This window comes from Paludibaculum fermentans, assembly GCF_051172195.1.
Classification (GTDB): Bacteria; Acidobacteriota; Terriglobia; order Bryobacterales; family Bryobacteraceae; genus Paludibaculum; species Paludibaculum fermentans_A.
Genome location: NZ_JBPJAQ010000001.1, coordinates 1,005,770 through 1,032,545 on the forward strand (window position 1 = coordinate 1,005,770; position 26,776 = coordinate 1,032,545).

Genomic DNA, 26,776 nt, shown 5'->3' on the forward strand with positions numbered 1-26,776 from the left:
AATTTGCTTGACGGCTACCGTCTCACTTTCGGGTGAGGCTCAGGCAATCGGAGTAAGGTGTAAGGAATCCCAGTGACATTCCCTGCCCAGCGAAGCCTACTCTTTGTCTATTGGACGAAAGCTTCCCTAATCTAACCGCTACCCCATCAGTCCTTCCAAATCGACCATTAATTTATCAGCGATTATGTTCCAGTCATATGAGGCAACAACAAATTGCCTAGCGCTTGACGCAATCCTCATCCGCAACTCATTCTGCGTCAACAGCTTAATGCTCTGCTCGGCAAACCGCTTGCTGCCATCGGCCAATAGAATATGCTCACCATCAACTACGCCCAAACCCTCGCAGCCTATTGATGTTGAGACCACTGGCCTGCCAAAAGCCATGGCCTCAAGAACTTTCAACCGTGTTCCGCTGCCTGCTCGTAGCGGAACCACACAGACTTTCGCCTTTTTGTAATATGGCTCTACCTCCGGCACTCCTCCTGTGACGAATATGCCGTTACCCTCCAATCCTCTCACAGTTGCCCCAGCGTTAATCCCGACGATACGCGCCTTCGCATCGGCCACATCCTTTCGAATGAGTGGCAACACCTCTTTACAGAAGTACACCGCAGCATCTATGTTTGGCTGGTACGCCATGTTACCAATGAGAAGCATCTCATTGGAATCACCATTGCCTGGCAACGGGCGGCAATACTCTGTATCTACGCCGTTTGGTGACACCGCAACGCTGAGGTCAGCATTTGTCAACAAGAGCAACCGTCGATCAGCCTCAGACATCACCACACATGCACCAAAGCGGCTGGCGAACGCGGGCTGCCATCGTCGCATTGTCGCGGCGTGTACCCATGCGCGCGCCTTCGCTACCTTATCTTGCTCGATACGCGCAATTTGTTTGAATTTCTCGAAGTCAATATCATGCAATATCCAAACCGCTCGCTTGCGCAGATGCTCAGGTAATGCATCCACATACATTCCCATACTGCCGTGGTCAATTACAATGACGTCGAACTCTATCTGCTCGGCGAGTCTTCGAATCTCCTGCGCCAGCTCCTTACAAAACACCAATCTGAGCTCAGGGGGGTCGCCCTGCAATAGGGACGCGAAAGCGACGCCCAAATGCATTGAGTCTCTCAGGGTTTTGCGTTTGACCGTCACTACCTCCTGGCAGAATCTCCGTAAATGATCAGCCCCTTCAGGCTCGCTATCTGTATCTCTGAAGGCAGCCACATACACCTGATTCTTTCTGGCTATTCTACGAAGGATATTATAGACACGAAGTGTAGCGCCAGACATCGGCGGGTAAGGAACTTGGTTCGTAATATTCAGTATTCGCATTGATTGACAATGCCATGTCATCTACATCCAACAACTACATCGCAACGCTCTTTGGCAGCCATTATATCACGGAACAATAGGTTCTAAGCCAATCACCGACAAGGCCTTTCTTTCCTGCAGATCAATTACTTCACTCCCATACGGATTCGTGATCATTGCCAAACATCGCGCCATTTCGTATCACAGCATGATAATGCATTATCCCAGGATCTCTTCAGTGTCCATTTATACGTTTGCATTAAGAGCTGTGCTTGCCTGGCCGCAGGCCGGCCAAACAATTGCTGAATCCACGCATACTTCCAAGACACCTTCGGCTGGATCAGGCGTCCTCCTAATGTTGCCGCCAATTGCACTGCACGCTCATCCAAGTGTGGCTTCCCGAGATTGGAGGTCACTAGAGAGTCTTGTAAGAATTTCACGCATGCCGTGCGGACCCGAAGGCTATCTTCTAGTGATCGAGCATATCTAGTCTGTAATTCAATAGCGAGGAAACGCGACGACAGTTTTTCCCCGGAACACCCTAGATAACTCAGGGACGTTGGGCCAGTTCGACGGTAAAATACCTTCGCTTCAGGGACAAAGCGCGTGCCGCTACTCGCCATGAGAATACGACCGAAGTATTCACCGTCGTCATCTAACGTTAGGCGAGTGTCCCAAGGTCCGACTGCCTGCGTCAGTTCGCGGCTTACGAGCCAATTAGCGTTTGCCATGAATACGGAGTACTCCATCCGACGCAGAAACCACTCGAGGGGGGTTAGATCGCACCAGAGTGGGGTTGGAACGAAATTCGCTGCCTGCGGCCGGTACAAGAAATGCCCCCAGGCACAAGAGAGCACCGCCCGCGCGTCTACCCCCAGAGACATCGCGTACTCCAATTGTCGTGCGATCTTGTCAGGCGCCATCAGGTCGTCAGCGTCCAACCACTGTATATAATTCCCCCGGCTCCGAGACAGAGCAGTGTTTCTGGCCGCGGCAGCTCCTCTATTGGTCTGTGTGACAACGTGGATGGAGTCGGATTCAAACCTTCGCGCAATAGTCAAAGTGCAATCACTCGACCCGTCGTCGACGATTATGATTTCTTTTCGTGACCATGATTGCGCAATTGCTGATTTGATCGCATCAGCAATCCAAGCCTCCGCATTAAACGCAGGAATCAGTATCGAGACTAATGGTTTCATGAGTAAGCAGCCCGCTTGTTAGCGATCATTCACTGAGATTGGTGGAACTAGCAATCAACGCGAGGAGTAACTCTCTGTTGCGCTTTTCGGAACACGTAGTGGCTAGACCAGTGACTGTTGGATCAGCTACTTCATGATGGTGACTACCGCGCCACTTGTACTCGCCGTCGATACTGGCTGAAATCCGCCTCATCTGCCTGGCAAGCACTACAATCTGCTGTCGGAAATAGATTAACAAATTCTACTTGTAATGTTGGCGACTCTAACGTCCACTCGACGTCTGGCAATTACGGCGTTGCACACATCGAGGAACTTCGTCGTCACACAATCTCCCCGTAATTGATTCGCGAAGTCGGCACTCGGGCTGCACGTCCTAAGGGTTCCACTCTTGTAATGTTGGTAAAGCATGGCCAGCGCAGTGTGAGTTGCGGCGGCATCATAGCCAACGCGAATGACGTCACCTGAGCCCGCCAAGTCGGCCAAGAAGCCCCTTGCAGGGCTAAAGGCCAATACTGGCTTGCGAGCGGCAGAATAGTCGGCGAGCTTCGAGGGGAAGAAAATACCCTCCTCCACTGGGGCTTCGATCAAGACACAAACAGACGCGCCGGCAATATGACGCAAGCTCTCCTCGTAACTCACTTGGCCCACGTGTCGGATGTACTGAACGAGATCCATTGCACGAATCAGTTCTTCGTTCGTTGACTGCTTTCGTCCGACAATAACAAGCTTGGTATGTAGCCTAGCCTCGGGGACTGATCGAAGAAACTCTTTTAGCCCGAGCAGTAGAGTCTTCAACGAACGCCCACTGTCTCCATTGATGTCTCCTGCATGGACGATTCGAAATTCATCTTCGTCGCTCTGCTCGGTGCGCTTCGCTACGTATCCGATGTGGGGAATGATCTCCGCCGGATGATCAACGTGTGCCAACGCACGATGGAATTGATGCAACCTGTGACATGGGTACGTAATTACGTCGGCTTTGCGTAATGTACGCCTTAGCCAGAATAAGTGGCTATGTCGGCCCAAAGCAGAAGAGCTAGCCGTCGCGAGAGGGGGGGGGTTAAACGACTTCTCCCAGGGATCGTTGATGTTCGCTATCCAAGGTAGATTCATTTGCCTCGTGCACCAGAACCCCACAATGTGCGCCGACGACGGGAGACTACGACTATACACTAGATCAAATCTATTTAAGACATGCAACTGCTTCACTCTCTCTATGGCAGCAGAAATCCAACGAGCATAGCCAATCGTCTGGAACCTGATTGCTGATTTGATTGAACTCATTCGATTAGCCTGTAACAGCTGGGGTACATCGATTGTCATGCTCCGCAATGACTGCCACAGTGGTGAGGCATCTGTCTCCGTGGCCCAAAGATTGCTACTCGACAACACAGTGATCGAGACTCCATTGTCGTTGAGACATTGGACCAGTTTCGAAGCGCAAAATGCTTCGGCACTGACCGCTGGGGCAAAGAGCGGACTGATGCACAGGATGCGCAGGGGCGAGTTCTTCTGATGAGCGTTCATAAATGGAATCTAGACACTTCGGCAGGGTCACGGCGTAATTGTGTAGATGATCTGACGCATAGGGTGGTAAGGCCTCAATCGCCGGTACATCCCGAGTCTGCTGCGCAGTTCTTGCCAGTATGTCGGCCCCCACGCGACTGGAGCTCGAATCACCTTGGTGCGGACGGCCCCCACCTGCTTAAATGTGTCCCGATATAAGGTAGTGACGTGGCCACTTTCATTCATCGAAGTGATGTCTTTGCCACCTTGCCGTTCCTTGTAGGGTGTCATAACGTATAGGATTTGGCAATGCGAAAGTAAGCTGCGTGCAATGTCAACGTGGTTGACGAAATGTTCCAGTACATTAGAGCAGTAGATCACGTCCCAAGAGCCTTGGAGGTCCTCCCAGCCGGCCTGAAAGATGGTAGCAATCTTTCCATTTATTTCGCGGCATCGCTCGACGGAGGCCGGGACGTAGTCGCAGCCGTGGAGTTTGGCGCGCGAGTAATGTCTACGCCATACCGGAAGGGCATCGCCCAAAGCACAGCCAAGATCAAGAACGGAAAAATCGCCATGGAGCGGAATGTGAATGTGTCGGTGGAAGTATTCTGCAAATAGGCGAGTTTGCTTCCGTCCCTCGTTGAGCTCCCAACGCCCGCCGGGTTTGAAATCGGCCTGCCACTGTTCAGGGGTGTTTAGCATTTGTTGTTCCGTTTCGATGGTTCAACCGAGTCCAAAGATGTGCAGCCACTTTTGGTCGCACCGGCAGTCCTCACACGGAGGCTTGAACCGATGATGCGCGCCGCGTAGACGGTGGCCCACACAGCGTGAAGCGTGTACGCCGTTAACCTCGCGGTGGCAATTCCGAACGCTCCCAAATCGGCCAGCAACCAGGTGCCACCCAAAAAGACCGTAGCCCATCCGGCATTCATTACAAGGCCTGTCCACATCTTCCCGGACGCACTTATGACGTCGCCCACAGGCATTAGAATGGCGCATATCGCCGCTGTGAAGACCACCACGACCAGCGTTGAGCCCGCATGGCTGTAGGCGGGGCCGTACAGTTGCATGATGAGCGGGCTAGCGAGAGCGAGAGCGATTGCACCGGGGACCACGATGACGAGATTCAGGCGCATCATCGCTGAAAGGACCTTTGCGCCTGATTGCCTATCGCCAAGTCCAATACGTTCCGAAAGGACCGGCAGCAGCGCGCCACCGAGCGCCACTGGTAAGAACAGCAGCGCGCCGTACCAGGCGCTTGTCGCGTTGTAGATTCCCAATTCACGATAGCCATTGGGTTGCCTGGCCAGCATAGAGTTGCAGAGCCAGTTCACCGGTCCGACCATGGAGCCGGCAAGGAGTGCAGGTAAACTGAACTTCCAAAGTACACCCAACTCTTGCGTACATTGTGAATACTGGATGTTTATGCCGGCGCGCCGCGCCTGCGCCCGCAGAACCTGCCACCGAATTAAGCAGTCGAGCAGGCGCGTCCCAACCATACCGCAAAGCACACCGTTTAGGCCGCCTGCAAAATAGCCCGCGATCAGAAGGGGGACGTTGACCAAACCCACTAGAACTTCTATCTGCGCTGTAGTCCTGAAAGCCTCGAAGCCGTACAGAGCGCCCCTCTGCGCGCCGTTAATGGCAGACAACAATAACAACAGGCTGCTAATCCGGATGGAACTAGTTAGCTGGGGCGCGGCCAGACTGTGGCTAGCAAGCCATGGGGCCAGAAGGAATAACAATGCGGCAAACACCGTTCCGGTCAGGACAGCAGTCACGCTAGAAAGCGCGAGGATTCGGCCAGCGCGATCAGGGTCCTTCGTTCGAAACTCGGCCACATGCTTGTTGGCGGTGAGCCCCAGCCCGAATCCTGCGAAGACCATGAAGAGATCAATGCTGCTATTGATTATGCCAAGCTCGCCGTAGTGCGATGGCCCCATGTAACGGGCGAGCAGGATGGATACGGGAATCGAGAGTGCGCGCCCCGCAAGGGATCCAGCCAGAGTCCAGAAAGCTCCGCGAACGAGTCGCCGTACGATCGGGGTCCGGTTCAATCTTGCGGCGATCGTGTCAGGTAAGAAGGTAAAAAGCTCCACTGTCGCCTTGCTGATGCGCAAAATTAGCAACGGAGCCGCCTCGCAAGGAGGATGCTCCGCGTCGGTCCTCAGTTGTCAGGCGACGCTTGCATCAGAAGACCTAGGCGTGTTCTGAGGCAGTACTGCATTCAGCGCGAAATTGGCCTGCGGCAGGCCGGTGCGCAATGAGTCCAGAATAGCGAGTGTGGCGACACTGGTAAGCGCAAGTGAGCGGAGAGGAATAGGGGAGGGTTGTCCGTCTCGGATGACGTTCAGAAATGCCTCGACCTCCTGCTGGTGGCCCTTGCCGGGCAGCTTTAGTGTGCGGCGTGAACCGCCGGCGTAATGCTCGCCCAGCCTAAAATCATCGATGATAAAGGTCTGGCCGCCGCCGAAGATTTCAATCCGTTCCTTGTTGAGCGACTTATCACCACAGGAAAGATAGGTGATCTGTCCCGCGGAACCGTTCTGAAAGCGGAGGGCGATGACGACGTTATCCTGGTCGGGCATCTGGTCATTGCCAGCGTCAACGCACATCGCATAGACACCGACCGGCTCAGAACCGGTGAGAAACTGCATCAGGTCCACGAAGTGGCACACCTCGCCCAGAATTCGCCCACCTCCCTGCTCTGTCTGCGTCCAATGGTCCTTTGGTATGAAGCCGGCGTTGACGCGGTAGTTAATGAGAAGCGGACCGGCCACCTTCTGGAAGATTGCCCTGGCCCGGCAAGCCAGGGGGGAGAACCGCCGGTTGTATCCCACCATCAGCCGACATTCGTTACTCCGACCGGCAGATTCCAGAACCCCGGCAAGTTCCTCTTCACTTAGTGCGAGAGGCTTTTCGACAAATACGTTTTTCCCCGCCTCGAGGGCGGCAACCGCGAAAGCAGCATGGGTGTCGTGACGGGTAGCGATAAACACTGTATTTACGGCCGGATCTGAGAGAACTGCGAGCGCATCAGACGAATGAGTTCGAAAACCGAATTTCTCACCCACGCTCTTCGCCGTGATTCCGCGCGAGGTGGCCACGGAGATCAGATCACCGCCCTGCCCCGCGAAAGGGAGGAGGAACTTCTGGGCGAAACTGCCAGCCCCTACGAATCCAATGCCAGGCGTGGTACCGCTTACTGAAGGAGTCTGCGAGACTTCCAGCACGGGTTGCGCCTCGGACACTCCCGAGTACTTGAGAAGAATGCCCAAGTGGCGCTCCGGGGTCTTTCCAGTGACGATGTCATACGCCTTTTCGGCCTGCTCGATCTCAAAGACATGCGTCACGAGCGTTTGCACATCCAAACTTCGATGCTCGAGCAGTCTCACGAACGACTCCATATTGCGGTTTTCGGTCCACCGCACATAGCTGTAGGGGTAATCCTTGCCTTCCTCTTCGTAGCTGTGGTCGTATCGCCCCGGCCCGTAAGAACAGGAGATCTTGAGTTCCAATTCCTTCCTGTAGAAAAACGGTTCCCGTAGAATATTCATTGGTACGGCGCCGACTATGACAATTACGCCCTTTTGCCGCAAGATTGCTGTGGCTAGTTCGACAGGATCGGTGGATTGCGAAGCAGCTGTAATGATCACGGAGTCGAATCCATGCCCGCCAGTGAACGCGGCAAATGCCGACTCCAGCCCCACATCCGACCGCGTGCGCGCAGTGTGGCACGCCGTTTTTGCGGCAAGTGCGGTCATGGACTCTGATGTGTCTACTCCAAAGACCTGACATCCGTTAGCTCTCAAGATTTGCGCAGTGATCTGACCAAGGAGTCCCAGACCGATCACGCACACAAACTCCCCCAGCCGTGGATTGGCCTGGCGGACGCCCTGCATGGCGATTGCTCCCAGCGTGGTGAAAGCGGCGGCGTCCAGGCCCACTGAATCCGGCACTCTGACCACCAGATTCTGCGGCACTGTAACGATACCCGCATGCGAGGCGTAGCCACCTCCACCGCACGCGACACGGTCGCCGGGCTTGAATCGTCCCTGGGTATCCATTGAGACGAGGACTGTGCCGGCGGAACTGTAGCCTAGTTCCTTGAGAGTATCAAGTTTGGTGCGCACCCGCGTCAGCGTAGCGGCCAAACCGTCTTTCCGGAAGCTGTCGAGCACCTGCTTGACGAGATCCGGCCGTTGCCGGGCCTTGCCCAGCAGTGACGCTTGGGCAGTAGAGACGGTGGATCGCTCCGTGCCGGCGCTAATGAGCGAGAAGCAGTTCCTTACCAGCACGAACCCACGAGCTAGCGCCGGCGGTGGGACATCGGCCACTGAGAGCTCACCTGTTTTGAAATTCTGAATGACTTGCTTCATAACGAAAGAACCGCTTCTGCATCACCAGTTGGCCGTGCTGTCGACCCAACTGCCAGATCCCGCAATGCAGCCTCCCCGCTGCCGCAGATCTCGCAATCCAGCCGGAAGACCAACTCAATCACGCGCGTGCCTCAGCCTTGCCCACCGATCCAAGGGTGGCTTCCAGCAGCGCCGCTGCGGCCATAAGCATCCAGGCCTGGGACCATCTCATGTAGGACGTCCGGACGGTGCATGACCTCAGGACCCGATAGAAGAAGAAGCCCCGATCGTCCCACATATGGTTCAAGGCCCATTCGAGGACGGTGTGGGCCAACGAGAGACTGCCGGGGGCCAAGTCTTTCAGCGCCACCAGAGTGAGAACGCTCTGCGCCACGCAGTGAATATCGATGGGATAGTCTCGATCGTGAAAGTATCGGACCGCGCCGCTCTCGCGGAAGAACTGACGGCGGTAGAACTCGAATCCACGGCGTAGAATCGAATCGAACTCAGTTGTCCCTCCATAGCGAGAAATGGACTGCAGCGCACATAGGTTGTACCCAGTATGGAAATTGTCGATCCACCCCTGCGAGGAGGCTTCGCCGTAGGACCATGAGCCATCGGCTTGCTGCCTTGATGCAGAGTAGCGAGCAACTCGCAAGGCGGGGAACAGGAATGATTTTTCCTTACTGTGGCAGTAAGCGCGGCAGAGTAAGGCGGCCGCCAGGAAGTTTGCATTGTGGACCTGGTTTCGAACCGAGGGAAGAGGATAGCTGAAGCCTGCCACACTTCCGTCGGACCAGTACAGCTCATTCTCAACGTATTCGGCCGCGCTCGAGGCAGCAGCGAGGCAGTGCGAACCGTGGCCTTGCTCATAGGCATCGAATAACGCATTTGCGGCGAATGTTGTGGCGATGAGATTGGGCGCGCCCGAAGGCACCAGGATCGAACGTGTTTGCCAGGGAAAGCTGTACCCCCAACACCAGTATTCGGTCCCGGATGATCGAAGCGCAGTCAGGCAGCCAATCAATTGCTCGATGTCAGCCTGGTGGCCGGAGACACTTGCTCTTTCGAGCACGAGGAGTGAGGACAGAAAGAGTGCGATGGCTTTGGGATTCTGAGTCTTAGGGACCCGGAGTAAACCTCTTAGATCGAAGGGGCTGCGCTTGAGAAGCTGCGTGAGAACCAGCCTGGGAATGCGGGCATCCAGGAACGGCAAGGCCTGAAAGATGGGGCTGTTTAGCGCGTCGTAGGGGTCGTGACCGGCCCAGTCGTTGGCACGACAATAAGTGAGCAGTTTTGAGAGCACTCCATGAAGGTCAGCGCCGTGGATGCCCTCTGATTCGGCCGCCCAACTGCTTCTTGAATTAATCACTTATTAAACGCCCCACATCTGTGCTCAGTGTCCGCGATCTGCGTCTGCAATCGCTAGTGACAATGCACCAAATGCTCTTTCGCTCTAGTCGTTGCTGCGTGGACTAGGATTCTGGTTATTCGCTGAGCCGCTCTGCCATCCCAGTTCTCAGGAATAGACGAAGTCCGTTCTGATCTCCTCTGGAGGCGGATGGCGTCGCGGATCCCGGAACACTTCACGCCTGCGAGAATATTCGTACCTTCGGTTATGGTGACGGGCCTTTCGGTATTCTCCCTCACCGTTACACAGGGCACACCCAGGCAGGTCGTTTCCTCTTGGATCCCCCCCGAGTCCGTAATCACCAGCACTGCGTTCTTCATGAGGCACAGGAAGTCTAAATAGCCTAGCGGTTGTGTGAGCCAAATGCCACTCGGCAGGGTTGTGCTGTGCTGCATTTTGACCGCAGCCAGAGCGCGTGCATCGAGTCCCAATTCGTGGATTCGATTCAAGGTTCGAGGATGCACTGGAAAGATGATTGGAAGTTCTGCACTCAGCTCCTGCAGCCCATCCAAGATCTCCTGAAACGCTTGGCGGTTGTCCACATTTGCGGGCCGATGCAGGGTTAGCAACGCATAGGGAGTGACCCCTGGCTCGATGCCATCACGCGGTTCTCCGGCTCGGAATCCGAAGCTCTCCAGAATTCTAGACTTTTCTGCTTTCGCGGTTGAAGCCAGAAGTGAGTCGATCATAGTGTTGCCGACGAAGTGAACCCTTGCTGGGTCGATCCCCTCCCTGGCCAGGTTCCGTACTCCACTCTCCTCGGTCACGAAGAGCACATCAGAGAGTTGGTCAGTGAGGATTCGATTGATCTCTTCCGGCATTGATCTATCGAACGACCGCAGTCCTGCCTCGACATGGGCAACGAGGGGGCGCTTAGCTGAGGATGAGCCCGTGAATTTGGCCGCTACTAAGGCACAGGCTACGGTTGAATTGACATCCCCCACTACAATTAGAGCGTCCGGTTCCTCCCGCATAAGCACCTCCTCGAATTTCCTCATAATTTCAGAGGTTTGAGCGGCGTGCGATCCGGATCCAACACCTAAATGCACATCGGGGGCCGGCAGATTCAGATCTACAAAAAAGGCGCCGGACATGATTTGGTCGTAGTGTTGACCAGTATGCACCAGGACGTGCTCAATTGATGGGAGCAGGGAATGGCTATCCGCAACGACTTGGGCGTCGATCAAGTGGCGATTGTGTTCTTGTACGGCCACTATGATAGGAGCGACTTTCATGAAGTTGGGTCGCGCCCCAACCACACTCATGATCTTCATATAGTGAGGCTTTCTAAACTGCTACTGCTGCGAGCGGGTGACGGGACATCAGAGTTGCGGCCAAAGCTCGATCTCTGCGCTAGCAAAAGGCATCGACAGCTCTCGAGCAGAGTCCTCGGAGTCCGTTTGGAGCGCCGCTGTCGAGCACTAACCCTTCCCCACCTTATGAGTAGAACCAGAGCCAATTACTGTCGCGATGTGGTCGACAACACTCTTCAAGGCTCCCTTGGGTGGGATTTGGACTCCGGTCGCTCGATGCCGACGGCTGACATCCAGTTTCTCCCGCACATCCTTGATGCTAGTGAGCAGTACAAGCCGCCCAGTCTCGGACAGGTACCGGTCCACTGCCCCAATCGCGCCCCTGAAGATACTGTAGACAGGAACACCCAATGCCGCGGCCTCGCGGTTCATCGTGCCCCCACCGCTAATGACGAGATCGGAATGCCACATCAGGTTCAGCCCATCCACCGCACGTCCAGGGATTATCATTCGCCGATCTGAAAAGACCTTCGACCAGGAAGTTCGAATCGCGGAGGCTTGGCGCTCGTTTCGCGGCACAAGTACGATCTTGGTGTTTTCGGTGTGGGAAAGCAGGTCAATTACGGCGTCAAAGAGGGCTTCGCTCTCTGGGTTGTGATAGTGCGCCTCATTGGCCGGAGGGCGAACGGTAACAATGAGTTGACTGTCCGAGAGTCCCAACTCCGTGAGTATCGAGGGATCAGGCTCAAAGTTCGGAACGTAGACGTCTTCCTTAATCCCTGGGTACTTCAGAATCCTTCCGCCGCCGAAATGTACACTGGAGTTCGGTATGACCTCCGGCACCATGACCCAGGTTGGCGCGAATCCAGGAACGGGTTTGGCGAACTCGTAATCCACGATGACGATCGAGGGAATCCGCGCCATCGTAGCGGCAAGCAACTGAGATCGGGAGCCGTGAGAGACAGCCAAGTCGGGTTTTTCCCTCAGCGCCAGAGGCAACAGCTGGAAGGAGCGATATGTTGTCCCAAATGCCTTCATTATCTTATGCTTGCCGTAGTGTCGGCCCACTCGCAGATACTTGAAGTCAAAGAGATCCGCTAAGCCGCAGACTTGAAAACAGTCTCGGGCGGTAAGGAAGACGGAGTAGCCACGGCGCTCCAGCTCCGCCATGATGGGTGCGAAGAATGGGACATGCGGGGTATTGTCCAGATCGATCCAGATCTTCTTCCGCTTCGTCGAGGACGACGGATTATCAGCTTTCATCATTGGGGGGGTATTGCCGGCGCGTGGAAGCCGATTGATCTCGAGGTGGGTTTCACCCATTGCGGGGTCGGAGCTGGATCCAGCGCCTGTGCGCGAGAACGAACGGTCTTTTCAGGGCCGCGCTTGAGAGCGTAGTTGCCAGCCAAGCGGCCACAGTGGGATGTCTTCAGCTGGTGACTGCTACAGAAAGGTGGGTGATTGTTCCGCTCACAACCCGACTCTGCTGGCTCGCTGAGAGTTGCGGGAACATTGGCAGGGAGACGATCTGCGCGGCCACCCGCTCGGTGACTGGGAAGTCGCCCATTGCATAGCCGGATGAGTTGTACGCCTCCTGGAGGTGTAGCGGTACCGGGTAGTGGATGCCGGTTCCGATGCCTACGGCTCCTAACTGCTTCATCAGTTCATCCCGGTGCTGCACTCGCACCACGAAGAGGTGGTAGACCGCTTTGCTCCATTCCGGCTGGTGCGGGAGGATGACTCGGGCGCCGGTTTCGCCGAACAACTCGCGGTAACGGACCGCCGCGGCCTGGCGCTGCTGGGTCCATTCGGGCAGGTGCTTCAGCTTCACTCTTAGGATGCCAGCCTGGATCGCGTCCAGACGGCCGTTGTAGCCTTCTACCTGGTGGTAATACTTCTGGCTCTGGCCGTGGTCGCGCAACATGCGCATGCGGCGCGCCAGGCCTTCGTCATTCGTGGTGACCGCTCCGGCTTCGCCACAGGCTCCGAGGTTTTTGCCCGGGTAGAAACTGAAGGCGGCCGCCAGGCCCATTGAGCCGGCCTTGCACCAGCGGTTCTGCTTGCGGGAGAAGTACTCCGCCCCGTGGGCCTGGCAGGCGTCTTCGATCACGATCAGGTTGTATTGCCCTGCCAGCTCCAGGATCGGGTCCATGTCCGCCATCTGGCCGTAGAGATGAACGGGCGTGACCGCGGCTACGCGGAGGCCGGTGCGGCGGTCGGTGAGCTTGCGGGTTTCCTGGTTGTAGTCGCAGTCCGTTTCCAGATAGCGCTGCAGGAGGGCCGGGTCCAGGTTGTAGGTCGCTTCGTCGATGTCGACGAAGACAGGCCGGGCTCCGGACTGCGAGATGGCTTCGGTGGTGGCGATGAACGTATTGGGGACGGTGACGACGGCGTCTCCGGGGCCGATGCCGGCGGCCAGGAAGGCGAAGCGCAGGGCGTCCGTGCCGCTGCCGACTCCGACACAGTGGCTGGTTCCGCAGTAGGCCGCGAAGTCCTCCTCGAAGCCCTGGACCATCGGACCGCCGATGAAGCCGGCCGTGGAGAGGGCCGCGGTGAAGACGGCCGTGAGTTCTTCCTTTAGTTCCGCGTGGGGGGTGACGAGATCGAGAAAGGGGATATTGCTGGTTCCGGACATGGGGTGCTTCCTTGCCTAGGGGCGTGGATGGGTGGTTCGGGGGACTAGGGAATGGGGGGGGTGAGGTTTCTTTAAGGCGGGGCTGAAGCCCCTTGCAACATAAATGTCGCCCCACAACGTGAATGCCACCACACAAGATGAAGGCCGGCCCACAATTGGGGGCTTGCGGATTAGGGGTTTGCCACTTTGGCGGTTACTCCGTGGGTGGAGGGGACTTTGCGCAGGATTCGGGCCGGGTTGCCGGCGACTATGGTGTCCGCCGGGACGTCGTGGGTGACGACGCTACCGGCTCCGACAATGGCGTTCTCGCCTATGGTGACGTTGGCCAGGATGGTGGCTCCGGAGCCGATGGAGGCTCCCTTTTTCACGAGAGTCCGGTCGACGTGCCAGTCCTGCTCCGTCTGGAGGGCTCCGCCCGGGGCGGTCGCCCGGGGGTAGATGTCGTTGATGAAGACGACACCGTGGCCGATGAAGACGTTGTCCTCGATGGTGACGCCTTCGCAGATGAAGGAGTGGCTGGAGATCTTGCAGCGGGCGCCGATGGTGGCGTTCTTCTGGACTTCGACGAAGGTCCCGAGTTTGGTTTCGTCCCCGATGCGGCAGCCGTAGAGATTGACGAACTGGGCCAGTTTGACACCGGCACCGAGTTGGACGTCGGGTGCGATGGAGCGGAAGTCGTTCATGCGCAGACGGCCTCGCCTTTCCGTTTGAGGGAGGATTCGGCGGCTTCGAGCATGCGGACTACGCGGAGGCCGGATTGGCCGTCATTGAAGGGGCGCTTGCCGGATTCGACGCACTCGAGGAAGTAAGTGAGCTCGAGTTTGAGGGCTTCGGTGGCTTCGACCTTGGGCGAGTACATGTCACCGGAGCGGTAGCTGACCAGGGCATCGTAGACGCCTTCCTGGTTGGTGATTTTGACGCCGCGGTCGTAGATCTTGATCTTCTCGTCGACCTCCAGATCGTTCCAGACGAGCATTTTGTTCTCCCCGCCGATGAGGGTGGTGCGGACCTTGACGGGCGAGAGCCAGTTGACGTTGAGGTGGGCGATGACGCTGTCGGGGAAGTAGATGGTCATGTAGGCGACGTCGGCGTGGCCGTTGAGGTGGCCGGCTCCGGTAGCGATGACGGCTTCGGCTTCGCGTCCGATCAGGTAGTCGACGATGGAGAGGTCGTGGGGGGCGAGATCCCAGAGCACGTTGACGTCGTGCTGGAAGAGGCCGAGGTTGACCCGCATGGAGTCGTAGTAGTAGAGCTTGCCGAGGGTGTTGTTGTCGATCAGCTCGCGGATTTTGCGAACGGCCCCGGTGAAGAGGAAGGTGTGGTCCACCATGATGGTGAGGTGGTTCCGTTCGGCGAGTTCGATGAGCTCTTCGGCCTGGTGGGCGGTGGCGGTGAAGGGTTTCTCGATGAAGAGGTGTTTGCCGTTCTGGAGGGCGCGCCTGGCGAGGTCGAAGTGGGTCCAGACGGGGGTGACGACGGCGATGGCGTCGATGGTTGGATCGGTGAGGAGTTCCGAGGCGTCGGTGGTGACATGAACGTCCGGGTAGGCCTTTTTGACGCGGCCCAGGTTCTTCTCGCTCTTATCGCAAACGGCGGCCAGCATATCGGGGTTGATGCCGTTGATATTTCGGACGATATTGGGGCCCCAATATCCATATCCGATTACGCCAAAGCGGACCATAGGAGGACCTCCGAGGGGTGAGGGGTTACCGCGCGCCTTCTCCGCCGAAAACGGCGCGAGGCGTCTGCAGGATGATTTTGACGTCGAGCCAGAGCGACCAGGAACTGGCGTACTTCAGATCGAGACGGACCATGTCGTCGAAGCCGACGCGGCTGCGGCCTTTGACCTGCCAGAGTCCGGTGATGCCGGGCTTGGCGGCCAGGAGACGGCGGCGGTGCCAGATGCTGTAGACGTTGACTTCATAGGGGATGGGCGGGCGTGGGCCGACGAGGGACATGTCGCCGATGAGGACGTTGAAGAACTGAGGGAGCTCGTCGAGACTGGCTCGGCGGATGAACCGGCCGATGGGGGTGATACGGGGGTCGTCGGCGAGCTTGTATTGATTCGGATGCTCTTTGGACTGATTGGCGGGCGGTTTCCCTCCGGCGATCAGCTTTTTGACGAACTCTTCATGGATAGAAGAGTTGTTGTTGCACACCATGGAGCGGAACTTCCAGAAGCTGAACTGGCGGCCATAGCGGCCCACACGGAGCTGTTTAAAGAGTACGGGTCCCGGTGAGGTGATCTTGATGATTGCGGCGACGACGGCCATGACGGGCAACAGGAGAATCAGGGCTGTCAGGCTGCCGGCGACGTCGATGCCGCGTTTGACGGCGAGGGAGACCTTTCTCGGGGTCCGGACCTCGATGGGATCTGATTCCAGAAGCGATCCGCCGCCGCGGCCGGTGCCGCCGGCGACCCAGTCTTCCGGAAAGACGTGGAAAGAGATGGTGACCAGGTCGGCCAAGCCGGGGCCGAGGGCGGAGGAGAGAACGCCGCTCACCTTGGCATGGAGAGCACTGGTCACGGCAGGGAGTTCGGCGGAACCCAGTTCGGTGAAGATGATGCCCAGGACCGAGTCCTGCTTATACCAACCGGTAATGTCGGTGGCGCGAATGTTCTGGTCGAGGTTATCCAGGATGTGCTGCAGCGATTTCCTGGGGTTCCCGGCCGAGATGAGCTCGGCGCACTGCATGAGGAGAAGGACGAAGCGGCGGCCGGAGCGCTCAGTCCGCTTCTGTTCGATGTTGAGGACTTTCAGGAAGGGCTCTTCGTCCATGAGGTCGAGACCGGAGAGATCCTCGGGGACGTTGCGTGATTTCCAACTGGACAGAGAAAAGGTCGAGGCAGACATTGAGGCCCTCTCAGCTGGTGGACGTGCCATGCGCCAGTCCCGCGGTGAAGGCCGGGCCATGGCACTGATGGCGCGACCAAAGTGAACCCGCCGGAGAATATAGACAGCTCGGCCTACGGTGTTACAGAGGACGGGAAAACAGCAGCACTCAAAGGGGTTTGTCAGCAGCCTAAGCTGGGCAAACCAGGACAGGGGTCGAGCTCGTGAGGAGACTTAACTGGACGGCGGCCTCTTTTGGCCAAGCTACCGCCCTTTCTGTCCCAATCTCATCAGGTTGCATCCGGGCCTCCTAAGCGCTGACCTGCAACTTGTCCCGAATACGTTGGAAGCTTAGCATACGAACTCAGGGAAATCACCAATAAAATTTGGTAAATAGTACTTACCTCGGAGGGCTTCGGAAGGGCCCCCTACAAGAGTTTAGTGCGGGTTCCATCTTTGACCTCAAATGAGCGGAGGTTTGCATTAGCAGGTGCGCCAATATGGATCGACGTTGCCCAAATTAGGGGTACTACATCATAATTGGGGTACTGTCCTCCAAATCGGAGGCTTCCCTACGAAGCCGGAAAAAATGCTGCGTTCGGGCTGGTTCCTGTGTGCAACAACAAGTGGTTTATTCAGGAGACCTGGAATGGGGCTGTAGCGTGGACTGCCCTAGATTAGGGGATTCGAGCCCTCTCCGTGTGGAGCGAAGGATTTAACGGATCCACCATTCGGGAGGCCAGGATGGTGTTGGGATTGCTCCACACCTGGAGCTTTCGCACAGAGGGGCCGGCATCGGATCTCAGAAACCAGGTGATGCCTGATTGGATACTTCTATATTGGACACGAAGCTCAAGTTGCTTCCGGTAATGGTGTCGAATGAGGGGGCGGCCGGATTGCGGCGGCAAGGTTGAGCGGGTTTTTGGGCGTCGCTTCGCAGGACGATCAAACTTGAAACACTCAATAGTTTCTGCCTTATTTCGCCCACTGTGAATTGTGCGACGCCATCCAGGATCGCAACGGGCGGTGGGCCGCTTGCCGACAATTCGCAGGTCGTCCGGTTTCAACTGGAAGTGCGCCGGGAAAGAGAGGGGGCGAGATGAAATTGACGTGCCAGATTACTGGGTGGAGAAGTGGCTTGATGAAGCAGGACATGCTCCATTTTGGTGGAGCTATTTCACTCAAATAGGGGTACTGGAACTACTCTTTATGCCGGCTAGTGCCGAGTTGGGTTGACCCCAGTCCGGAACCACCGTACGCTACATTCGGCAGACTCTTCCGGCTTGCAGTATCTCTTGCCTCTTTAGTCTGTCGCTATCGATTCAGTAGTGGTTTGCGACAAAACTGGTCACGGGACTGGTCGCCCGGGTTGTGTCGGCAAATCTTCAAGGACGGGAACAACGTGATGAGATTCCTCGGTCGAGTGCTGGTCGTCCTCGGTGCGATGACACTCGGATCCATGCTGCGGGCGGATTCATTTGCCGATCGCCTGTACAACACAGGTGTAGACGGCAGCCACACCCTGATCACAACGAACGCGCTGCCGGATGCGCATTACTCCGTGGTGTACAATCCGCCCGCTGCGACTTCCGCGGCCTACGTGATGGTGGTGGGGTGGCCGGTTGGAACTGACTGGCTGGGGGCCGAAGGCAATAAGTCACGCTGGGTCCGGCCGACTGTGCCCACGGGGAGTGACCAGCCACTTCCGGTGGTGGACTTGGCTGGCGACTATCTTTTCGAAACCACTTTTAGCCTTTGGGGCTTTGACCCCGATACCGCCGTCATCGACGGTCAGTGGGCCTCGGACAATACAGGCACCAAGATCTTCATCAATGGCACAGAGGTGAAAGGCGGTTTTGGAACTGGATCTCCGAGTAACGGCTTTCGAAAGTGGACGCAGTTCAGCATCCTGGATGGATTTGTCGCCGGGATCAACAAGATTTCGTTCCTGGTGCACAATGATGTCCAGGCGACGGGAAATCCTGCCGGGCTGCGTGTTGAGTTCAAAACTGCGACCGCGGCTGTGAAGGTCCCGGAAGGCGCCAATACCCTCGGGTTGCTGCTGATGGCGGGAGGGCTTTTGTTCCTGGCCTCACGGCGGGAGCGAGCGCTTCGCTGGAAGTAGGCGACCCGCCCAGGCAGGCAGCGGAGTGTTCGAGGGTTCCGGCTTTCCATTGCGGTTCTAACGCAGAAGCTCACGGCAAAGCATCGTGAGCTTTTGTGCGTTCAAGTTCATAATTCTGTGCGGCTATAGGAGGCCGACGGAGATGCTGTCAATCTGAGTAGCGGTGCCGGTGAGCGCCCCGGGATTGATCTCCGGCGCCATACCGGCCAACGAGCGACGCGCTGGGAGGCGAGGAAACGCGCAAGCAGTACCAGACTCCACTCAAACAGATGAAGAAATCAAACATTTTGGGGTTCGTCCAGATTCTTTCCGTGGATAATAAACCTTAGCGTTCAAATAGTGTAGTTTTTTCACGACAGGAGACCCATGACGCCGCCCTCGGATCAAGAAAGCAGCCCCGCCCTCGGGAGCTACCCTTGGTTCGCGGTTCGCGTCCGCTCGAACCGGGAGCACACGGTCAGCCTGCAATTGCGGGAGCGAGGCTTCGAGCAGTTTAGTCCCTCCTACAAGGTGGACCACCAGTGGTCCGACCGGAAAAAGGTCACTGAGAAGTTCCTTTTCCCTGGTTACGTCTTCTGCCGGGTCAACCCCAATGATCGCCTGCCGTTGCTGATTGTACCGGGCGTTGTGGATCTGATCAGCTTTGGACACACGCCGGCGCCCATTCCGGACATTGAGATTGAGAGGGTGCGAATGATGGTTCGCTCCGGTTTGCCGGTAGCGCCCTGGCCGTATTTGCAATTAGGCGACCGTGTATTGATTGAGCGCGGCCCGTTGGCGGGGCTCGAAGGGATCCTGCAGAGGACAAAGGGGAAGTATCGGCTTGTGGTATCGCTGAATCTGCTGCAGCGATCGGTATCGGCGGAAGTCGAGCGGGATTGGATCCGGCCCATTCCGCATTCGTTGTCACAGAATCCAGATGGAGCCGGGCACTGATCAGGTTTTGTATTGAGGCAGAGGTTAATACGGAATGATAATGCTTCGGTCGGTCATGTTGGGGTTCGTGCTGATGCTGGGGGTAGGTGATCTAACGTGGGGCCAGCGGGCCCAGCGCCCGGCTGGTGGAGCAACGCAACCTTCCAGTCTCGATCAGATCTCCAACGCGGTGAGACCTGACTACACGATGGGGCCGGAGGATCAGATCCTAATTCGATCCGCCCAAGTGCCAGAAATCAATGAGCGTCCATTCCGGATCGACTCCGAGGGATTTGTGGAGTTGCCCATTGTCGGCAAGATCCGAGCCGGCGGGATGACGGTTCAGGCATTCGAGAAGGAACTGACGAGCCGGTTGCGCGAGTATGTCCGGGATCCGCAAGTCTTCATCAGCCTGGCGCAGTTTCGCGGCGAACCTGTGTTCTTTGTCGGCGCCTTCGGCGCTCCTGGCATTTACCCGCTCTCCGGACGGCGCACGCTGGTCGAAATGTTGACGGTCGTGGGCGGCATTTCGCCGAATGCGACGCGCCGGATCAAGATCACCAGGCGGACGGACTACGGTCCGATGCCGCTGCCCAATGCGGTGGAGAACCCCGAGAAGAAGATCAGCACGGTTGAGATTAGCTTGAGCAGTCTTTCCGAGAACATCAATCCGGAAGAGGACATCGTTCTTCAGCCTTATGACGTGATTAGTGCGGAACGCGCCGAACGGGTTTATGTGAGCGGAGAGGTCGGAAGGCCCGCCAGCATCGAACTGGGGGAGAGGAGTTCCATCTCCATCGCCCAGGCGCTGACGGAGGCCGGCGGCTTCACCCCGACAGCGAATCGGAGCCAGGTGAGGATCCTGCGACCCATCTCGGGTACAGACAGGCGAGCCGAGATCCTGATTGACGCAAAACGGGTATTTGAAGGAAAGGAGAGGGACTTCCCCCTCCTGCCCAACGATGTACTGTATGTACCAGGTTCGTCGGTGCAGGCATTGCTTGCAAGAACAGGGTCTGGATTACTGAGCTCCATTCCATACCTTGTGATTACGATACTGGCACGGAGGTAGTCCCATCGTGATTTCTCGCATGCCATCAGGGAAGAGTTGTGTGCGCATCGACCTAAGTAGAGAAGCCGGCCCTGAGGCCGGATCTCGGATCGGGGAAATGGCCTTGTCCTGTTCCAATTTCATAGTTGTTCTACTCTGTGCAGCCCTGCTTTCTCCTGCGCCCCTGGCTGCGCGCCAGCAGCCCGGCCAGCCGGCCAAGCCGGAGGCTGGAGTGCAGACCCAGGCGGCGGCGCCGGTTCCCGGGCAGCAAGTGGCTCCGGGTGGACTGCGCATCCTGGTACTGGAAGGTCAGAACGTTCACAACAGTTTGACGAGTAAATCCGCGATCAGCCCGGTGGTTCAGGTTCTGGATGCCGTTGATCAGCCGGTGCAAGGCGCCACAGTGACCTTTGAAGTCCCTCCGGCCGGACCGGGCGGCACCTTCGATGGCAAGCCAAGCGCTGTAACCAAAACTGATTCGGCAGGCCAGGCGACTGCGCCCCTGACGATCAACAACACGGCTGGCGCTTTCGCTATCCGGGTGACGGCCTCATTCGCGGGTCAGACTGGCGAGACGCGTATCCGCCAGGCTAACGATGCGAATGTCCAGGAGGCAATGGTCCCCGCGCCGCCCAAGCCGTGGTTCAAGAACTGGAAATGGTGGGCCGTGATCGGAGCGGGCGCAGGGGCGGGGGTTGCCACGGCGATGATCCTGTCCGGGCGCAACGACAAGACCACTATTACGATCGGCACGGGCTCGATTGGCATTGGAGGTCCGCAGTAGTTTATGTTCTCCAAGAAATGGCTGAGGTGGGCGGTACTCGGACTGGCGGTTTCGTGTGGAGCTCAGGATTTGCGCGTGGCTGGTCCGATCACAGGTTTGGTCTTTGACGGCCTTACTGGTTCATTGCGTCTGATCCTGGGTATGCCCGGTGCCGCGCGGCTGGACACGACACTGGTTTCCGAGGTGGACTGGGCTTCGGTCGCGCCGGATGGCCGGACTGCGATTATGGTTCGGCACGGCGAAACGCTCCGATTCTCTCGAGAGGAGACGAATGACGCCGCCACGGGTGTCGCCATTCCGGGCGCAATCGAGAAGCCGGATCAATCGGCCTGGTCGGCGGATTCCACCGCTGTGGCGCTGTATTCGGCGACGGCCCGCACAGTTCAGTGGATTCGGTTTGGCAGCGACGGAGCTCACGCCGAGACGGCAGTGCCTCTAACTGGGGTTGACGGTCCGGTTACGGCTCTCACCGGCGATTCCGCATCCACCCTGATTGTCATTGCAGTGGAGAACGCCGGGCTGTACCGGGTTAGTCCGGCTGATGGAACGACGCTGATCCTGCCAATTCTGGACGCATCCTCGATTGCGATGGAACCGGGCGGCCGGACCATCTGGGTGGGCGACAGGAGTACAGCGCAGGTAGTGGAGATTGCCCTGGATCAGGAGGGTGCTACCTCCAAAGTACTCTTCACTGACCCGGAGCACTTCGCGGACCTTTCCATGATCGGTTTGTCGCCAGACAAGAAGACTCTTTATCTCGCTGACCGTCCAACCAAGCGTCTGTACCTGGTCGACCGGTCCACGATGGCAATCCCGGAACCGATATCGCTGGATGCGCCGGCAACCATGCTCGCGCCGATCGGGCGTTCCAGCGTGTTGCTTTTGAGCCCGCGGGAGAAAGCGGACCAGCCGCTATACATACTGGATGCAAGCTCCAGCCCAACAGTATATTTTGTTCCAGTGGCCGAGGGGAGATAGCGTACGATGAGATCTCTCCTACTCGCCTCATCCCTTCTCTTTGCCTCGTGCTTCACTTCGCAAGGGCAGGTCTTAATCCGTGTGCTGCAGGGGAATATCGTGACCCCAGTGGCCAATGGCGGCAGTGTGTCTGTTGGGTCGTTGGGTATTGGCCAACCCAAATCGCTCTCCGTCACCATCACTTATATCGGTTCGACTACCCTGGCCTTCCCCCAGGCGCCCCAACTGCTTGGAGCTCAAGACTTTTCCGTCACCTCGGCTCCTCCGCTGAATGCAGTTCTCAACCCGAACGAAAGCCTGACGGTGCAGCTCACCTATCTCCCATCGAGCAGCCAATCGGCCGTCGCGGAACTAGATTACGGCTTCCTGCAGTCATCCGTTCAGACGACACCCACCGCAACGCAGCCAAATCCCGCGTTCATTCCCCCGCAACCAGGCATCGTTGCCATTGTCCTGAATGGAACGACACCGGAATTCTCCTTGAGCTACGTCCTGGCGCTCGACAACAATGTGGTTAACCTGCCACAGGACGGAGTTCTGCCCTTCACAGACACGCCCGTCAACGGCGCCACCCTGGCCACAATGCTGGTTGTGAACCGGGGCAGCGGCGGGGGCCAGGTTCTCTCGGCTTCAGTAACTGGGGACGCATTCTCGCTGGCCTCCCTGCCCTTGATCCCAGTCAACCTGGCGAGCGGCGCCAATCTGCAGTTCCTCGTGCGCTATCAACCTCGCCAAGTTGGAACAGACACAGGCACCTTAAATGTGGCCTTTGCCGGCGGCACCAGCTACAGCATCAATCTGAGGGGGCACGGAATCAGCTCTTACCTCAGCTACGAACTGCTTCCGCCCAGCGGCGACCCGCAAGTCTTCTTTCCCAACCAAGTAGTAGCGATGCCTGCCACTGCGGTCCTCGAGAAGAGTACTGTTTTCGTCAGAATTCGAAATTCCAGCCTCCTGGATATCACTGTGAACGGGATTGCCGTTAGCGGCATATCCTACCAGTTGCGAGACTTACCGTTCCTGCCGGTCACGCTTGCGCCAGGAGAACAGCGGACTTTCACCATAGTGTTCGCTCCGACTCAGGCCGGCAAACAACTGGGCAGACTTCAGGTCGGCAACGACAGTTTCGAACTGAGTGGTGAAGCGATCGGCCCGATTCTGACGTACTCCTACCGCAATCCGGCTGGTGTGACCTCTGTGCAGCCGCTAGGCGCACTGACCTTCCCTGGTGTGCAGGTGGGGCAAGTCTCACCGGTCGAATTCACTATCAAGAACACCGGGACCGCGCCGGCTCCCATCATCAATATCGGTATTGTCTCCGACGGAAAAGCCGTCTTCACGCTATCGAAGCTTCCCGCCTTGCCGACAGCCATCGAGCCGGATGCGTCGCTCACATTCACGATTCTGTTCACGCCGCTCGCTACAGGTCCCTCCTCGGCATCTTTGCGGATCAATACGGATGCGTTTACGTTGACGGGTATCGCAGCGGCACCGGAGCCATTCCCGGACTACACCATTTCGGGGTCAACCACCGTCCAGGCGTTCGAGCAGCCCACTGTGAGTCTCACACTGGCCGCGGCCTATTCGGTTGCCCTGACGGGCACCCTCACGCTAAGCAGCGAGTCCGACAGCTTTGTCAGTGATCCATCGGTGCTGTTTGTTACCGGTGGGAAAGTTGCCAGTTTCACCATCCCGGCCGGCACCACAAAGGCTGTCTTCTCAAACGGTTCAACTGAACTCCGGTACCAGACTGGGAGTGTCGCCGGCACGATTATCATCACGCCGGCCTTCGCGACCCAGGGCGGCCAGGACCTCACCCCCGAGAGTCCGAAGAGACTGCGCGCTTCACTCGCTGCAGTCCAGCCGAAGCTCTTCAGCCTGAGCGCTGATTCGCGAACGAACAACGGCTTCACGCTGCAGGCCGTGGGCTACACTACCACGAGATCCCTGACAAAGATCACTGTGTCTTTCAAGGTCAAACCAGGCTACAACTACAACCTGACTGAGATTACACAGGACATTACAGCCCGTTCATTCCTGTGGTTTAACTCGCAGGCATCCGCGGCGTTCGGCGGCCAATTTGTGGTGCAGATCCCAGTCACGCTATCCAGCAGTGACTCTTCAAGTTCAGCAGTGCCGCCCATTCAGACGATCGAATCCGTTTCGGTGACTGTGTCGAATGAGAAAGGCGCTTCCACCCCGGTGACCGTACTGCTTCAGTAGAGTGGAGCCGGGAAGATAGACAGACCGCTCTGCTCAAGAATTAGTCCTCATTTGGGTGGAGGAGCCATAAGCAGATAGCACGCGTACTGGATCTCATCCTGCTGTCGCATGGATGGTCGCACTACTTTTTGACCATTGCGCCATCCCTGCCTCGATAGGACATTGAGATTATGGGTAGTCTGCCAAATCAGGTCGAGTCCAGCCATCGCCTTATCTCGACCTCTACTCCGGGGGAACGCCGAGCCAGCCGCCGATTCCAGTTTGTACAGAATCTAGTATTCCAGCGGAAGAACGCCCGGAACATGGAGCCACCCCTTCCGGGAGTGACGCTGAACATGAGCAGCACAGGCATTCTATTTGAAACCAGCGCGCCCCTGATGCCGGGGGAGACCGTGAGAATGGCAATTCAGTGGCCTGCGCAGTTGGACCGGCGGTGCGCCATGAAGATACTGGTCGTGGCAAGAGTGGTCCGCCGTTCCCAGGATCAGGTGGCCGTCGAAATGCTGCAGCATTCGTTCAAGACCAGCGGGAAGAGCGGATTGAGCCTCTAACGGACCAATCGGGCGCCACCCCAGCCGTCCGGAGGCAGAGCCGGCTTCTGCTCAGGTAGAAACTCCTCTCCACTCTGTCTGGGAGAGGTGGGGGCTGCACGGCAATTGCCGCTCAGTTGCCCCGACGCAAGTCGACTTCCATCAGGACCTCCACGTCCACCGCCTCGCCATTCCGGATTGCAGGGGTCCACAGCCACTTCTCCAGCGTGTTCGCAAGTTCGAGAGCCTGTTCTGCGCCCAGGCCCTGGATAACATCCAGGGACATCAATTTCCCGCCTCGGCTCAGTTTCGCTTTGACCCAACACTTCCCCGTCGCTGGCAGGTGCGCCGCTGCCAGCAGGGTCGCTCCTGAGGCCAGGCGTGGCGGACGCATCACACTTCTGGTTCTGGCCGTATCGGAAGCCAGTTCTCCAAACCACAACACCCAGTCTGTATACCCGGTGAGTCCTGCAATCACGGTGCTATACACAGGGCGGCCAGTGAAGGCGCCCTCCACGGCGGGGGGTACACGGCGCGTATTCGGCCATTGAGGAATGGAAACCGACGGGGTGTCAAGGCGCGGCCGGTATGGCGCGGGCCGGGTTGGTGTCATTCCTGACGGGGCCCCTGACTCCGGCATATCGTTGCGTGCCGAAGAGACGACTGCACCACCTGCGCCGCCTCCGCGGACTGTCAGCCCTGGAATCACCAGATCCGCGGACCCGCCTCCAGCGCCTTTTCCTCTCCCCGCCTCACCGTCGGCCCCGCTTTCAATCTGTGCTTTCCGGTTTCCTTCAGGGCGAACCAGGCGGCCATCCGTCGTTGGGTTGGCCGAAAGGATTACGGCGGAAACGTCACTGGGGACTCCAGGCTGACCTCCGGAAGCCAGGAGACCGGGGTCCTCCAGTTGTGCGCCTGTCCCCGGCTTGCCCCCACCGCCAGCGCCGGACTGGGAGGGAGGCAGGACCAGCTTCCTCGCCTGGGGCTTGGCTGCAGTGGACAGACCATTGTCCAGAGACAGTTTGGGGGCATCCAGGGCGGTCCCGCCCTGCGGAACCCCAACCGGTTCCGCGAGCACTACCTGTCCGGGCTGCCGCTGCGTCTTCTCCTCAGGTGCAACGAACTTCCTTGCTGCAGGCTTTCCGGCACGCTGCAGGCTCTCCGGCAATGAAGATTGCTGGGCCTTTGCCAGTTCCGCCGCAGCTGCAATCTGGGGCTCTTCCAGCGAGGCAGTGCCCGGCTTCTTCCGTTGCTCAGGCGGAGGAACGAACGGCCGCGCCTCGCGTTTGGGTGGCGCAGGCGGCGCCACGAGGTCGGTCATCACGACATTGGGCGAAGGTAGCGCCTTCTGCTCGGCGATCTTTGGCTCCCGCAGATTGATGAATTGGTCCTTATGCTGAGCCCCGGGCGGAGCGACATGAATATACAGCCCCTGCCCTTTTACCTGCACTTTCCCGGGTTCGGAGGTTGTGGGACTCGGTGCGATGGTGGGCAGTTTCTGGTCGCGGCGATACCAGACAATCTTCGTATTGTTCCGGCGGGCTTCAGCGATGACAGATTGATTCCGACTTGGCCGAGCACCAAGATCAAAGTCCGGTAGCGGAGGCAGCCACCAGAGAATACCGAACACGGCGATGTGAATCGAGAGCGATACCCC

21 protein-coding genes are annotated in these 26,776 nt (G+C 57.7%); 7 read left to right on the forward strand and 14 right to left on the reverse strand.

Going from position 1 to position 26,776, the window contains the following annotated elements:
• Positions 1-138: 138 nt before the first annotated feature.
• The 13 genes from ACR9Y2_RS04170 to ACR9Y2_RS04230 all read right to left on the reverse strand — a co-directional run bounded on the left by ACR9Y2_RS04170 (position 139) and on the right by ACR9Y2_RS04230 (position 16,534).
• Positions 139-1,359 (reverse strand): glycosyltransferase family 4 protein, encoded by a 1,221-nt coding sequence (locus ACR9Y2_RS04170; RefSeq protein ID WP_435039795.1) that lies wholly within the window; start codon positions 1,357-1,359, stop codon positions 139-141.
• Positions 1,360-1,490: 131 nt separating this feature from the next.
• Complete coding sequence (locus tag ACR9Y2_RS04175; RefSeq protein ID WP_435039796.1) at positions 1,491-2,516, reverse strand: glycosyltransferase family 2 protein; 1,026 nt, start codon at positions 2,514-2,516, stop codon at positions 1,491-1,493.
• Between the two features lie 231 nt (positions 2,517-2,747).
• Positions 2,748-4,043 (reverse strand): glycosyltransferase, encoded by a 1,296-nt coding sequence (locus ACR9Y2_RS04180; RefSeq protein ID WP_435039797.1) that lies wholly within the window; start codon positions 4,041-4,043, stop codon positions 2,748-2,750.
• Between the two features lie 27 nt (positions 4,044-4,070).
• Positions 4,071-4,562 (reverse strand): class I SAM-dependent methyltransferase, encoded by a 492-nt coding sequence (locus tag ACR9Y2_RS04185; RefSeq protein ID WP_435044820.1) that lies wholly within the window; start codon positions 4,560-4,562, stop codon positions 4,071-4,073.
• A gap of 155 nt (positions 4,563-4,717) precedes the next feature.
• Positions 4,718-6,142 carry an oligosaccharide flippase family protein gene (locus ACR9Y2_RS04190; RefSeq protein WP_435039798.1) on the reverse strand — a complete coding sequence of 475 codons (1,425 nt, stop codon included), beginning with the start codon at positions 6,140-6,142 and terminating at the stop codon, positions 4,718-4,720.
• Between the two features lie 54 nt (positions 6,143-6,196).
• Positions 6,197-8,401: a bi-domain-containing oxidoreductase gene (locus ACR9Y2_RS04195; RefSeq protein ID WP_435039799.1), complete on the reverse strand. Its 2,205-nt coding sequence runs from the start codon at positions 8,399-8,401 to the stop codon at positions 6,197-6,199.
• Positions 8,402-8,519: 118 nt separating this feature from the next.
• Positions 8,520-9,596 (reverse strand): hypothetical protein, encoded by a 1,077-nt coding sequence (locus ACR9Y2_RS04200; RefSeq protein WP_435039800.1) that lies wholly within the window; start codon positions 9,594-9,596, stop codon positions 8,520-8,522.
• Positions 9,597-9,805: 209 nt separating this feature from the next.
• Positions 9,806-11,065 (reverse strand): non-hydrolyzing UDP-N-acetylglucosamine 2-epimerase, encoded by a 1,260-nt coding sequence (wecB, locus tag ACR9Y2_RS04205; RefSeq protein WP_435039801.1) that lies wholly within the window; start codon positions 11,063-11,065, stop codon positions 9,806-9,808.
• A gap of 147 nt (positions 11,066-11,212) precedes the next feature.
• Entirely contained in the window at positions 11,213-12,310 is a 1,098-nt protein-coding gene (locus ACR9Y2_RS04210; RefSeq protein WP_435039802.1) for a DUF354 domain-containing protein, read from the reverse strand.
• A 163-nt stretch (positions 12,311-12,473) separates the two neighbouring features.
• A complete protein-coding gene (locus tag ACR9Y2_RS04215) occupies positions 12,474-13,679 on the reverse strand; it encodes a DegT/DnrJ/EryC1/StrS family aminotransferase (RefSeq protein WP_435039803.1) in 1,206 nt (401 codons plus the stop codon).
• Between the two features lie 170 nt (positions 13,680-13,849).
• The gene (locus tag ACR9Y2_RS04220; RefSeq protein ID WP_435039804.1) at positions 13,850-14,362 is read right to left on the reverse strand and encodes an acyltransferase; all 513 of its coding nucleotides are present in this window, start codon (positions 14,360-14,362) and stop codon (positions 13,850-13,852) included.
• Positions 14,359-15,360 (reverse strand): Gfo/Idh/MocA family protein, encoded by a 1,002-nt coding sequence (locus tag ACR9Y2_RS04225; RefSeq protein WP_435039805.1) that lies wholly within the window; start codon positions 15,358-15,360, stop codon positions 14,359-14,361. Before ACR9Y2_RS04225 ends, ACR9Y2_RS04220 begins: the two co-directional genes overlap by 4 nt.
• A gap of 25 nt (positions 15,361-15,385) precedes the next feature.
• Complete coding sequence (locus ACR9Y2_RS04230) at positions 15,386-16,534, reverse strand: sugar transferase (RefSeq protein WP_435039806.1); 1,149 nt, start codon at positions 16,532-16,534, stop codon at positions 15,386-15,388.
• A gap of 1,384 nt (positions 16,535-17,918) precedes the next feature.
• Between ACR9Y2_RS04230 and ACR9Y2_RS04235 the strand changes: the two genes are divergently transcribed.
• From ACR9Y2_RS04235 to ACR9Y2_RS04265, 7 genes are all read left to right on the forward strand, one after another.
• Complete coding sequence (locus ACR9Y2_RS04235) at positions 17,919-18,638, forward strand: hypothetical protein (protein ID WP_435039807.1); 720 nt, start codon at positions 17,919-17,921, stop codon at positions 18,636-18,638.
• A 366-nt stretch (positions 18,639-19,004) separates the two neighbouring features.
• Positions 19,005-19,574 (forward strand): transcription termination/antitermination protein NusG, encoded by a 570-nt coding sequence (gene nusG / locus ACR9Y2_RS04240; RefSeq protein ID WP_435039808.1) that lies wholly within the window; start codon positions 19,005-19,007, stop codon positions 19,572-19,574.
• A 40-nt stretch (positions 19,575-19,614) separates the two neighbouring features.
• Positions 19,615-20,625, forward strand: coding sequence for a polysaccharide biosynthesis/export family protein (locus ACR9Y2_RS04245; RefSeq protein ID WP_435039809.1), 1,011 nt, complete (start codon positions 19,615-19,617; stop codon positions 20,623-20,625).
• Positions 20,626-20,722: 97 nt separating this feature from the next.
• Positions 20,723-21,388, forward strand: coding sequence for a hypothetical protein (locus ACR9Y2_RS04250; RefSeq protein WP_435039810.1), 666 nt, complete (start codon positions 20,723-20,725; stop codon positions 21,386-21,388).
• Between the two features lie 75 nt (positions 21,389-21,463).
• Positions 21,464-22,366 (forward strand): hypothetical protein, encoded by a 903-nt coding sequence (locus ACR9Y2_RS04255; RefSeq protein WP_435039811.1) that lies wholly within the window; start codon positions 21,464-21,466, stop codon positions 22,364-22,366.
• 6 nt (positions 22,367-22,372) lie between these two features.
• Positions 22,373-24,589 carry a choice-of-anchor D domain-containing protein gene (locus ACR9Y2_RS04260; RefSeq protein ID WP_435039812.1) on the forward strand — a complete coding sequence of 739 codons (2,217 nt, stop codon included), beginning with the start codon at positions 22,373-22,375 and terminating at the stop codon, positions 24,587-24,589.
• Positions 24,590-24,759: 170 nt separating this feature from the next.
• A complete protein-coding gene (locus ACR9Y2_RS04265) occupies positions 24,760-25,140 on the forward strand; it encodes a PilZ domain-containing protein (RefSeq protein WP_435039813.1) in 381 nt (126 codons plus the stop codon).
• Positions 25,141-25,252: 112 nt separating this feature from the next.
• Here the strand turns inward: ACR9Y2_RS04265 and ACR9Y2_RS04270 are convergent, their stop codons facing one another.
• Positions 25,253-26,749: a hypothetical protein gene (locus ACR9Y2_RS04270; RefSeq protein WP_435039814.1), complete on the reverse strand. Its 1,497-nt coding sequence runs from the start codon at positions 26,747-26,749 to the stop codon at positions 25,253-25,255.
• Positions 26,750-26,776 lie beyond the last annotated feature (27 nt).